Genomic DNA, 12,624 nt, shown 5'->3' on the forward strand with positions numbered 1-12,624 from the left:
TCTCAGCTTAGATTTAAAGGATAAATCGCTTAGTCGCTTGATATCGGTGTGGTCTGAACTTTCAGACAAGGCCTGAGTGATAATAAGATGGTGTGATTTGTCTGTTGATTTTAAGTCAATAAAACTAAAAAAAGTGAATTGCTTTACCAAATATTGTGTTTTAGGGGATTAATGTGAACCGAAGAATTATTGTTTTAGTTGCCGTTTCAATGCAGTTATTTTTAGCTAGTCTTGTGGACGCTAAAACCGAGCTTGCCTACTACTTACCTCATTCGGCTCAATATGACGCTAAAATTACGCTGCCAGAAACCGTATTAGGCTATCAAGTTGGTGATTGGCATGTACGGCCAGAGCAAATCCAGCAGTATATGCAGCGATTAGCGCAAGAATCTAGCCGGGTGAAAGTAGAAATTACCGGTTATACCCACGAGCACCGCCCCCTCATGCTTGTTTATATCTCTTCACCGGAAAACATTAAAAACTTAGAGTCAATTCGGCAGCGGCACCTTGAGCGAGAGCCAAGCGCTAGTTCACCGATTGTGACTTGGATGGGGTATAGTGTCCATGGTAATGAAGCAAGTGGTAGCAATGCCTCTTTGCTATTTGCTTATCATTTAGCAGCTGCGCAAGATAAAAAGACCCTGGCACAGCTTAATAACCAAGTGATTATCATTGATCCTATGCTTAATCCCGATGGACTAGCTCGTTTTGCTCATTGGACCAATATGTATAAGAGCCAAAACCCCAATCCAGACCCATTAGATGCGGAACATAATGAAAGTTGGCCCTACGGCAGAACTAACCATTATTGGTTTGATTTAAACCGAGACTGGTTGTTGTTGCAGCACCCAGAATCGGTAGCGCGAGTTACTCAGTTTCATCGATGGCGCCCGCATGTGTTAACTGACTTTCATGAAATGGGCACTAACAGTAGTTACTTTTTTCAACCTGGGGTGCATTCACGTCAAAATCCTTTAACGCCAGAAGCTAACTTTAAAATGACCGCTACTATTGCTCAGTATCATGCGAAGGCGTTAGATGATATTGGTAGCTTGTATTACTCTCAAGAAAACTTTGATGACTTTTATTACGGTAAGGGGTCAACCTACCCTGATGCGCATGGCTCAGTTGGAATCCTATTTGAACAAGCGAGTGCTCGCGGTCATCTTCAAGCGTCTCAATATGGTGAAATTAGTTTTCCTTTTGCGATCAGAAATCATTTAACCACTTCTTTTTCTACCCTTGAAGCCGCGCAGCAGAATGCTGCTAATTTAAAGAAAATGCGTAAAGCCTTTGTCGAGTCGACCCAAAAACTGGCCAAAAAAGATCGTAATAGAGCAATAGTGTTCAAATCGCAAGACGCTTATCGACTCAATGAAATTAAGCGTATTTTGCAAACACATCAAATTTTATTTTACTCGCTAGCCGAAAAAATCAAAGTAGGCCAGCGCGAATATCAACCTAATCAAGCGGTGATTATTCCTTTGATGCAACCGCAGTATCGATTAATTCGCTCGCTGTTTGAAACACGTAAACAATTTAAAGACCAAGTGTTTTACGATGTCTCTGCTTGGAATATGGGAATGGCTTTCGATTTAGACTTTGACTGGGTGTCTCGTTCCGATTATGCGACGAGTTTACTTGGGCAAGAGCTGAATAAAAACCAGCCGAACTTACCCAGTTATGACACTCAAAAGTTAGCGGCTAGTGTGGCATTGGCGTTCGACTGGCAAGACTTTTCCAGTAATATTTTGCTAGTGCGTTTACAGCAAAAAGGATTAAGAGTACAAGGCGTTACCAAATCTACTCGGTTGTTATCTGCCGGTGCTCCGGTCGACTTGAATTTGGGCTCGATCATACTTCCCCTAAAGGGCCAAGCGATGAGTGCAGTTAAAATTGTGGAATGGTTACAACCTCAATTAAATGCATTACAGCTTGAGGTTACACCTATTAATAGCGGGCTTGCAGTTTCTGGAGTGGACCTTGGAAGCCCTAGTTTGCCCGTTTTAGAGAAAATAAACCCCGCCATTATTATTGACGAGAGTGTTTCGAGTTATGACGCTGGCGAAGCGTGGCACTTTCTCGATCAGCGGTTAGAACAGCGAGTGACTCTATTGACTCTCGAAAAGCTAAAAAAACTACAAACCATTCCCTATACACACCTTATTTTTGTGCATGGTAAATACACGCTTGAAGAAGCTGCCAGCCAAGAATTAAAGCGCTGGCTAAAGCAGGGCGGAGTACTTATTACGCATAGTGGTGCTAGTCAGTGGGTGGTCGAGCAAGGTTGGCTGTCTAGCGAAATTAAGGAATTTGAACCGAATAAACCGACTAATATTAGTTATGCTAATAAACAGCAAGCCGATGCTAAGCATGTGGTCGGCGGCGCTATTGCAAATGTAAAAGTTGATATTACTCACCCGTTGGCTTTTGGCTTAAGTGATGAAAATATTGCGATTTTTAAGCGTCGAGAAAATGCATTAACAGAGCCTAAAGAGCCTTACGTGGCAATTGCGCGGTTTACTTCAGCGCCGCATGCTGCTGGTTATATGTCGGATGAAGTCGAGGCCCATTTAGTTAACCAGGTTAGTATTGCGGTTCAAGGCGTTGGTCAAGGTAAAGTCATTGCTTTTTCAGATAACCCTTTATTTCGCGGGTTTTGGTTAGGAACAAGTCGAATGTTTGCTAACGCTCTGTATTTCGGGAAGGTGATTAAAGCTTCGCCAAAAGCGGAGTCGGATGAGCAAAAGCCCACTAAATCAGCTGATTGATAACGAAAGAAAATTGGTGGTTTTAGCAATGAGAGTTATCCATGCAAGTTGAACTAGGTGAAAAACTTTTAGCAGAGCAAATTGTTGGCACTAAAATTAGTCTGCGACCTTACTATGAGTCAGACAAGGCTGCGTTACAATCTTATCGCCAAGATCCGGAACAATGCCGCTATATTCGCCCGCCACAAAGTAATGCTGATTTAGATGCGTTCATTTTACAACATTCTCAAGGCTGGCAGATGGTGGAAGGACATTGGAATGGCTTAGTGATTATTTGGAATCAGCAGCCAGAAGCGATTGGGGATATTGCCTTTAAAATTGAAGACTGGAAAAACCAGCGCATGGAAGTGGGGTACCGAGTTAGTAAGCATCACGCCGGACAAGGTGTGGCGAGTGAAGCACTGACATTGTTACTTAATTATTTATTCGAGCGATTTAGTCCACATAAGATAGTCGCAAAATGTGACCCGTTAAATATTGCCTCACATAAGGTTATGCGGAAAGTTGGTATGTGCCAAGAAGCGCATTTTAAATCCCATTTTTTAATTGGTGAACGTTGGAGTGATCAGTTGGACTTTGGGATCAGCAAAGCGCAATGGCAGCATTTCAATTAGCAGCGGGTTTAAAGATACTTACGAATACTGCTCGCGGCCGCAAAAAATCACTAAATATAATAAGGAATTCTCTGGAAGTGCTTGATTTTGTTAGGCGATCCTCATTATATTGGGCAAATCAATTAGTTTTATCAAGATTCGGAGTATAGGTAAGCAAAATGAAAAAGCTTTTGGGGATTGTTAGCGTTTTATTGGTCGTTTTTGTGCCTCAAGTGTTTGCTAAGAAATTGGCCGAATTAGAACAGCTGTATAACTTAGATAAAGGCTTTGTCAGTATTATTTTTGATAAAGAAGAAGACAAAATCTATTTTAAAATCGATAACCTTGAGCAACAGTTTATCTACCAAACTAGCCTGCCGAGTGGTTTAGGCTCTAATGATATTGGACTAGACAGAGGCCAACTAAGCGAGACCCGCTTAGTCGAGTTTGAAAAGGTAGGTAATAAAGTCTTTTTAAAACAAATCCCCACTAATTTCCGTGCAAAAACCAAGAACAAAAAAGAAGCTGACGCGGTAAGCGAAGCCTTTGCTGCATCGGTGCTTTGGGGGTTTCCGGTGGTTGATAGTCGAGCCGGCTGGGCTTTAGTTGATGCAACAGAGTTTGCCATGCAAGACATTCACGGCGTTGCAGAGCGCTTGCAACAAACTAACCAAGGTAAAGGTTTCAAAGTTGATAAATCGCGCTCAGCGCTCTATATGCCCCGAACTACTGCTTTTCCTGATAATACAGAAGTCGAGTCGATCATTACTTTAGTGGGAAGCTCGCCAGGCAAGTTTTTACGACAAACCGCACCGGAGCCAACCGCGGTTACAGTTAAAATGCGTCACAGCTTTGTTAGGTTGCCTAAACCCGGATATAAAAAGCGCAGCTTTCACCCCAAAAGCGGCTTTTGGAATATTGAATACAAGGATTATGCGCAACCAATTAATACCAGTATCACTCAGAAATATATTGCACGTCATCGACTTGAAAAGAAAAACCCAAACGCTAAGGTAAGCGAGGCGGTTAAACCTATCGTTTATTATTTAGACCCAGGCGTGCCAGAGCCAGTTAAATCGGCATTAATAGAAGGGGCGTTATGGTGGAATCAGGCGTTTGAAGCGATAGGCTATAAAAATGCTTTCCAAGTAAAAATGTTACCTGCAAATGCTGATCCTATGGATGTACGTTATAACGTAATCCAGTGGGTACACAGAGCAACAAGAGGGTGGTCTTATGGCGCGTCTGTTGTTGACCCAAGAACTGGCGAAATTATTAAAGGGCACGTCACTTTAGGTTCTTTGCGTGTTCGCCAGGACTATTTGATCGCTCAAGGCATGTTAGCGCCATTTGCTCAGTCTCAAAATGATGATGTTTTAATGAAGCTCGCGCTCGCGCGAATAAAACAATTGTCGGCTCATGAAGTAGGGCATACTTTAGGGTTAAGCCACAACTTTGCTGCAAGTAGTTATGGAAAAGAGTCAGTGATGGATTATCCGCACCCTCAGTTTATGCTAAACGGTAATAAAGTTGCAGCGCCCAATCCATACGCCGAAGGAATTGCAAAGTGGGATAAAGCGGCCATTCGCTATGGCTATCAAACTTTTACTGATGGTAAAGCTGATAAATGGTTAAGACAAATTATTGCAGAGAATGATCAGCAAGGGTTGTTATTTATTTCCGATCGTGACGCTCGCAGCCCTGGTAGCGCTCACGCCCAAGCCAGTTTATGGGACAATGGTGGTGATCCTATTAGCGAACTCAAAAATATGTTTGCGATTCGAGCTGCAGCTATTGCTAACTTTGGGCCCAAAAATTTAAAAATGAATCAGCCGTGGTCTGATTTAGAAGAAATTTTTGTTCCTGTGTATTATTTCCATCGCTTTCAAATTACTGCGGTTGCTAAGTCATTAGGGGGTTATTTTTACGACTACTCAATAAAGCGTAGCTCTGAAGCAGTAAAACAAGAAATGGTGAGTGGTGAAAAACAAATGCAAGCCTTGCAGTTAATGCTTTCTTCATTATCGCCCGAGTTTTTAAGTTTGACCGAGGAAACTGCTAAGCTCTTTGTGCCTAAAGCTGCTGGATCTTACCGCACCAGAGAATCGATTAATGGTGAAACAGGCGTTGTATTTGACCAAGTCCATTTGGCGCGCGCTTCGGCGCAGCACACCTTAGGGCTTATTTTTCATCCACAACGATTAGCTAGAATTATTCAGCAACATGGGATGGATCCGCAAATACCTTCAATTGACGGTATCACTACTGAGATTCATCAAACCGTGATAGAGAAAAATTATGAAGGCATTCAAGCGACAATCCATCAAGCGGTGGTTGATTTAATTTATGCTAACTACCTTAATTTGCTAAACGATAGTGCAACGTCACAAGCGGTAAAAATGCAAATTATGGGTATTGTAATTAAAGAAAAAGAGTACTTAACCCGCAAACTAACAACGGTAAGAAAGACTTCTAGTTATTATGGGTTTTATGCTTTTCAAGCAAAGCGATTAGAAGATTATTATTTAAACCGCCGCAGTGATTTAATTGAGTTACCTAAAATGCCACCGGGCTCACCCATTTAAAATGGGTGAGCAAAACTAAGCAAAGCTCAGCTTTTATACTGCTAAAAAGTGGAGAGCTACTCTTTGTTTGCTATCGGTCCAGTGTTTAACTGGTTTTAGACCCGCGGCTTCGGCTAATGTTAAAAACGATTCATGGGTATACTTGTATGAGTTTTCAGTATGAATCGTTTCGCCGGCTTTAAATTCAAACTGGTGCTCATCTATTTGGCTGAACTGATTTACTTTACTCACTAAGTGCATTTCAATGCGACTTTTATGCGGATTAAATCGCGCGTCGTGTTCAAAACTATCAATGTCAAAGTCGCCATCAAGTTCATTGTTTATTCTGACTAGTAAGTTTTTATTAAACTGTTCGGTGATACCCTTTTTGTCGTTGTAAGCAGCTACCAGCTTTTCAATAGGTTTGACTAAATCAAAACCAATCAGTAGTTTACCTTGTTCTCCAGCAAGCTTAGCTTGGTTTTTAAGAAACTCGACAGCCTTGTCTGGCGTAAAGTTACCAATAGTAGAGCCAGGAAAAAATACGAGTCGGTTAGTTTGTTGACGAGCACCGTGCCACTCTAGCGCTTGAGTAAAGTCGCCTTGTAAAGGTAGTACATTAATTTTAGGAAACTCGCTTTTTACTTTCTCTGCACTTTCAAATAAAAAGTCTGCAGAAATATCGATGGGTACATAGGTTTGCGGCTGGTTAAGCGCATGTAAGAGTTTTTTTATTTTTATGCCAGCACCCGCGCCAGGCTCAATAATAATGGCATTTTTGCCAATAAGCTCAACTAACTCTGACTCAATTTGCTCAAGTAATGCCAGTTCAGCTCGAGTAACATAGTACTCATCTAGCTCACAAATTTCTTCAAATAAATTTGAGCCTTCTGCGTCGTAAAAATATTTACATGGCAGGGTTTTTTGCGGGCGGCTTAGCCCCTCGATAACATCTTGAGTAAATTGTTGTTGATTGGTATCGGTGGTCTTAACTTTTACATCCATTAAAGGCACTCCGCAAGTCTAATTCCGCTAAATTGCCATTGAGCTGATGGCGCGAAAAAATTTCTGTAAGTTGCTCGAATGTGGTGTGCCGGTGTGGCTATTGAGCCACCTCGGAGCACATACTGGTTTAGCATAAACTTTCCATTATATTCACTGACGACGCCTTGAGTTGGCTGAAAACCTGGGTAGGCGCAATAGCTGCTGCTGGTCCACTGCCATAGTTGGTTAAACAGCCCGTTAAAATGTTGCGGGCTGGTGGTTGCGGCAACTTCCCATTCTTGTTCAGTTGGTAAGCGCATTTTTTTCCAGTTAGCAAAGGCGTTGGCTTCAAAATAACTGACATGGCTTACCGGCTGATCGAGCTCTAGTTGATGCAACCCATGTAACGTATGTTGGAAATATTGGTGGTTAATTTTTTTCCAGTATAGCGGCATGTCTATCTTTTGAGTTTGGATTAAGTGCCAAGCTTCAGACAACCAAAACTCCGCTCGCGAATAGCCGCCATCTTGAATAAACGCTAAATACTCTGCATTGGAAACGAGTTGTGACTCAAGTTTAAAACCGGTTAGATAATATGGGTGACTAGGAGTTTCGTTATCAAAATAAAAGCGCTCATCAGCTTGGTCGTTTGTAGTGGAATGGCCGATTGAGTAAAGTCCCTCTGGAAAACTAATCGCAGATTCGATTCGCTGTTTTTCGCGAGCTGCTTGGTTACTATTTGCTGGCAGGTTGGCATCACTATGTAAACCAGTAGAGACAGGTTCTAAGTGATCTTTAAATGGGTGATTACTGGCTAGCGCAGGTTGTTGCGGGTTAAAGGAAAATAGGTGTTTTAAATCGGTTAACATGAGTTCTTGATGTTGCTGCTCATGATTAAAGCAAAGCTGAATTAAATAATGCTTTGAAGCTTGCTGCGCCTCTAGTTGAGCTTTGTTTATGTCGATTAACCAAGCACACATGGCGTTATCAACGTGGCGTCTATAACGAATAATTTCATCAAATGTTGGCCTAGTTAGCAAGCCTCGCATAGGACGTGGATATTGTTTACCTATAGCGTTGTAGTAAGAATTAAAAAGGTAATCATAATCACTGCAAAACGGCTGGTAGTCTTTTAAATAGGGTTTTAACAAAAAATTTTCGAAGGCCCAAGTGGTGTGGGCTAAATGCCATTTTATAGGCGATGCATCGGGCATTGACTGAGCTTGCATATCTGCTTCGCTGAGGCCGCAGCATAAATCAAGCGAACCTTGGCGAATTAGTTCAAACTGATCAACTAATGCATTGGGGAAATGTGATAACTCATTATCAATCATAAAAGTGATAGTTTTGAAAAACCAAAAGCTCTCGTTAGATAACTGGTTCTAGAATAGCTTCACTATAGAATAGATTGGGATAGGTTTGCAAATGGGTGCTTTAAGGGAAAGCACCCGTGGATTGATTGTGATAATAAAAAGCGGTGCTAATCTTGATTGCTTTTTAATTTCCAGTTAACGGTTTGGCCAGCGAAAAATGGCACAATTGGTTGCCCATTGGGTAAAATTATCTCTTCTGGAATAGTCCAGCTTTGTTTAACTAAAGTGATGCTTTGTGTGTTTTGTGGCAAGCCATAAAACTTAGGGCCATTTTTACTCGCAAATGCTTCAAAATGTTGGAGGGCGTTAAGTTCGTCAAATACTTGTGCGTAAAGCTCTATGGCGCTCCAAGCACTATAGCAACCAGCACAACCACAACTATTCTCTTTATTTCTTTTTTCATGAGGCGCGCTATCAGTTCCTAAAAAGAACTTCTCAGAGCCAGAGGCAACCGCTTGGCGTAGCGCTTGTTGGTGAATATTACGTTTAAGTACGGGTAAGCAATAGTTATGAGGACGCACTCCACCCACGAGTAAATCATTTCTATTAAGCAGCAAATGTTGCGGCGTAATCGTAGCGGCAACTTTGTCTGAACTTTGCATAACAAAGTCTGCTGCATCTTTCGTTGTTATATGCTCAAACACAATTTTAAGCTGGCTAAAGCGTGCGACTATTTGAGTGAGTTTAGTATCGATAAAAACTTTTTCGCGGTCAAAAATATCAATATGATTATCGGTGACTTCGCCGTGAATTAATAACGGCATCTGTTGCTCTTGCATGCATTCAAATACCGGATCAAGCGCTTCTAACTGACTTACCGCTGCGTCTGAATTGGTAGTTGCGCCCGCGGGATAAAGCTTAGCCGCAGTAACCCCCGCCTTTTTAGCCTCAATAATGTCTTGCGGTGTGGTTTGGTTGGTTAAGTAAATTGTCATTAGTGGCGTAAAGCTAGAGCCGGCAGGGGTGGCGGCTTTAATTCTCGCTTGATATTGCAGTGCCATTTCTGCATTGGTGACTGGCGGTACCAAATTTGGCATGACGATTGCGCGCTCAAAGCAGCGAGCCGTTGCAGAAACCGTTTCTTTTAAAATATCGCCATCTCTAAAGTGTAAATGCCAATCGTCAGGTTTAATTATCGTAATTTCTGTGGCCATCTTTTTCTCAGTTTTAAATAATTACTATGCTCGTTTTTTCACAGTCAGTTGTAAAGTTTATTAACGTTTGCTTTTAGGCTTACGCTGTGAATTTCGCTTTGCAAAAGGTTTTGCATGTGAGCGTTGATTGCCCTGTTTTCTACCTTTTGTTTGCTCAGCCGGTACCAGCTGGTTAGGTCCATCGCCAATTAACTCTGCACGATTCATTTCAACTAAAAGCTTTCTAATCGTAGCCCAGTTAGCTTCGTCATGGTAACGCAATAATGCTTTGTGGCGGCGCCTGCGGTCTAAATCTTTTTCGGTGAGTACTTTTTCACTTTTATATGTCACTTTATTCAGTGGATTTTTCTCTGAGTGATACATCGCCGTAGCCAGTGACATAGGTGAAGGATAAAAATTCTGTACTTGGTCTAAACGAAAGTCGTTCTTTTTTAACCACAATGCAAGGTTGAGCATATCGTTGTCGTCACAACCAGGATGAGCAGCAATAAAGTAAGGAATTAAGTACTGTTCTTTGCCTGCTTCTTTAGAAAACTTTTCGAACATGCGCTTAAAGTTGTAATAACTATCCATTCCTGGCTTCATCATTTTTTCTAAAGTTTGCTTTTCGCTGTGCTCGGGAGCAATTTTTAAATAGCCTCCTACATGGTGAGTCACTAATTCACGAACGTACTCTGGATCTTCAACCGCGAGGTCATAGCGTAATCCTGACGCTATCGCGACGCGTTTTACTCCGGGAATAGCCCGCGCTTTTTGATAGAGTTGAGTAGTTTGGCTATGATCGGTGACTAGATTTTTGCAAATTGTGGGATAAACACAGGACAATTTACGACAATTTTTTTGAATTTCATCGTCTTTACAATTCAGGTGATACATGTTGGCTGTAGGTCCACCCAAATCAGATACGGTGCCAGTAAAACCTGGAACTTTGTCACGCATTTGCTCTATTTCATTTAACACAGATTCCTGAGAACGACTTTGAATAACGCGCCCTTCATGCTCGGTGATAGAGCAGAAAGTACAACCGCCAAAGCAGCCGCGCATAATATTGACCGAAAAGCGAATCATTTCATAGGCTGGAATACGTGCATCGCCATAACTAGGATGAGGTACTCGTTCATATTCTAGGTCGAAAACGCCATCTATTTCATTGGTTTCTAGTGGAATAGGTGGTGTATTTAGCCAAACTTCTTTGGTTCCATGCTTTTGAACTAAAGCGCGAGCGTTATGCGGGTTAGACTCTAAATGTAATATGCGCGACGCATGCGCATATAATGCAGAGTCATTTTTTATTTTCTCAAACGAAGGAATTCGAATGACCGTTGTTTTGTTATCTAGCCCAGCTTTGCCCACGAGTGGCATAGGAACAATTTTTATGGGTACTGCTGCCGGATCTTTACCTGCATTTTGTTTAGTTTGGCAAGTTTCAGATTGCGGATCTTTCATTTCGTAAGGATTTTGCTCAAACGGGTTGGGCATTTGGGCCAAGTTGCCGGGCCAGTCGATGCGGGTAGAGTCTACTTCTGTCCAGCCTGCAGGAACCTCATCTCTTACTATGGCAGTGCCGGGGATATCGGTGAGTTCTTTTATATTTCGCCCATTAGCAATTTGATGTGCAATTTCGGCCATAGCGCGCTCGGCATTGCCGTACAATAATATATCCGCCGCTGAATCGATTAAAACAGAGCGACGTAGTTCATCACTCCAATAATCGTATTGCGCAATTCGGCGCAAACTAGCTTCAATACCACCAATGACGGTTGCTGTTTTAGGGTAGGCTTCGCGACATTTTTGGGTGTAAACAATAACTGCTCTATCCGGACGCTTACCTGCCGCGCCGTGCGGGGTGTAGGCGTCATCACTGCGGATACGTTTATCTGCAGTGTAACGATTTATCATTGAGTCCATGTTTCCTGCGGTGATGCCAAAAAATAAATTAGGTTCGCCTAGGACTTTAAAAGCTTCTGGGTCATTCCAATCTGGTTGCGCAATAATGCCAACCCGAAACCCCTGCGACTCTAAAAATCGGCCAATAACCGCCATGCCAAAACTAGGGTGGTCAACATAAGCGTCTCCGGTCACAATGATAATGTCGCAACTATCCCAACCTAACTCGTCCATTTCGGCGCGTGACATAGGAAGGAACTTGGCTCTGCCGTAGCATTCTGCCCAGTATTTAGGATAGGAAAACAGGTGTTTTTCGGCTTTTATCATGTGATTTTCGGTGACTCGTGAAAATGGGCGCGTATTCTCTCAAATTTAACCCTAAATTTCATCATTTGTTTAAAAATTAACCGCATTTAATCAATAAAAAACGCTAAATAGGGGTTAAAAAGGGTAAATCGTCAAAATTTGGGCATTGAGCATACTAAAATTTCAATTTAAGTGAGTTTTATTGATTAAAAACTCGCGTTAAAAAGTTAATTTTTGCACTGAAAAAAATTATTGTGTTTGTTCACAAATCGGCCTAATATCGCGCCATTGCAGTGTCTATGAGACTAGTCGGTCTCGCTGTAATGAGAGATTTAAAGTGGAATACAATTGGTATAATTTTGTTGGTAATATTGGTGTGGCACTGACTATTGGCACTTACTTTTTACTTCAAATAGAAAAGCTGCGCTCAGAAAGTCTCATGTATTCAATGCTAAACCTCATTGGCGCTTTGTGTATCACAACATCACTGTCTTTTGACTTTAACCTATCTGCTTTTGTGGTTGAAATTAGCTGGATTATCATTAGTTTAATCGGCGTGATCAAATACTGGGGTAAACACAAGAAAAAGCGCATAACGTCAGTGCCAGCAGAGCCAAGTTAAACTGAGCTACTCGGCTTGGTTTTTTGAGTTAAAAAGTTTTAACGGAAGTAACACTTTAAAGTGGATTTGCGTAATGGTTTGCATATTGATTCAATATTTAAGAGAATCATGCGTGTTAATTTTTTATTTAAACTAATTGGGACTTCCTATGCCATACGTGAATGTACAAATTACCCAAGGGGCAACTCGTCAGCAAAAAGCTGATATAGTCGCGGACATTAGTGAGTCTTTAATTAAACACCTCAACAAAAGGCCAGAGCATATCCATGTGGTTATTCAAGAAATTGAAGAAGACAACTGGGGATTTGCCGGCAAGCTAACCAGTGAATGGCGCAAAAAAGCTGATTAACAAAGCATACTGCCATTGCGC

Annotated in this window: 9 protein-coding genes; 5 read left to right on the forward strand and 4 right to left on the reverse strand. The window is 41.8% G+C overall.

The window, feature by feature from the left end:
• The first annotated feature begins 173 nt into the window (after positions 1–173).
• The 3 genes from ACUR5C_RS03225 to ACUR5C_RS03235 all read left to right on the forward strand — a co-directional run bounded on the left by ACUR5C_RS03225 (position 174) and on the right by ACUR5C_RS03235 (position 5,949).
• Positions 174–2,771, forward strand: a complete 2,598-nt coding sequence (locus tag ACUR5C_RS03225; RefSeq protein WP_454466912.1) for a M14 family metallopeptidase — start codon at positions 174–176, stop codon at positions 2,769–2,771.
• Positions 2,772–2,812: 41 nt separating this feature from the next.
• Positions 2,813–3,385 (forward strand): GNAT family N-acetyltransferase, encoded by a 573-nt coding sequence (locus ACUR5C_RS03230; RefSeq protein ID WP_454466913.1) that lies wholly within the window; start codon positions 2,813–2,815, stop codon positions 3,383–3,385.
• A 158-nt stretch (positions 3,386–3,543) separates the two neighbouring features.
• Entirely contained in the window at positions 3,544–5,949 is a 2,406-nt protein-coding gene (locus tag ACUR5C_RS03235; RefSeq protein ID WP_454466914.1) for a zinc-dependent metalloprotease, read from the forward strand.
• Between the two features lie 33 nt (positions 5,950–5,982).
• Here the strand turns inward: ACUR5C_RS03235 and egtD are convergent, their stop codons facing one another.
• The 4 genes from egtD to ACUR5C_RS03255 form a co-directional block, all read right to left on the reverse strand.
• Positions 5,983–6,933 (reverse strand): L-histidine N(alpha)-methyltransferase, encoded by a 951-nt coding sequence (egtD, locus tag ACUR5C_RS03240; protein WP_454466915.1) that lies wholly within the window; start codon positions 6,931–6,933, stop codon positions 5,983–5,985.
• Positions 6,933–8,246 carry an ergothioneine biosynthesis protein EgtB gene (egtB, locus tag ACUR5C_RS03245; protein ID WP_454466916.1) on the reverse strand — a complete coding sequence of 438 codons (1,314 nt, stop codon included), beginning with the start codon at positions 8,244–8,246 and terminating at the stop codon, positions 6,933–6,935. The genes egtD and egtB overlap by 1 nt, the downstream gene beginning before the upstream one ends.
• Positions 8,247–8,392: 146 nt before the next feature.
• On the reverse strand, positions 8,393–9,439 hold the full coding sequence (gene pyrC / locus ACUR5C_RS03250) for a dihydroorotase (RefSeq protein ID WP_454466917.1): 1,047 nt from the start codon (positions 9,437–9,439) through the stop codon (positions 8,393–8,395).
• 60 nt (positions 9,440–9,499) lie between these two features.
• Positions 9,500–11,653, reverse strand: a complete 2,154-nt coding sequence (locus tag ACUR5C_RS03255) for a YgiQ family radical SAM protein (protein ID WP_454466918.1) — start codon at positions 11,651–11,653, stop codon at positions 9,500–9,502.
• 316 nt (positions 11,654–11,969) lie between these two features.
• Here ACUR5C_RS03255 and ACUR5C_RS03260 point away from each other — a divergent pair, with 316 nt between their 5' ends.
• The gene (locus ACUR5C_RS03260; RefSeq protein WP_454466919.1) at positions 11,970–12,254 is read left to right on the forward strand and encodes a CBU_0592 family membrane protein; all 285 of its coding nucleotides are present in this window, start codon (positions 11,970–11,972) and stop codon (positions 12,252–12,254) included.
• 148 nt (positions 12,255–12,402) lie between these two features.
• On the forward strand, positions 12,403–12,603 hold the full coding sequence (locus tag ACUR5C_RS03265) for a tautomerase family protein (protein WP_454466920.1): 201 nt from the start codon (positions 12,403–12,405) through the stop codon (positions 12,601–12,603).
• Positions 12,604–12,624: the final 21 nt, after the last annotated feature.

It is taken from the genome of Aliikangiella aequoris, assembly GCF_053709105.1.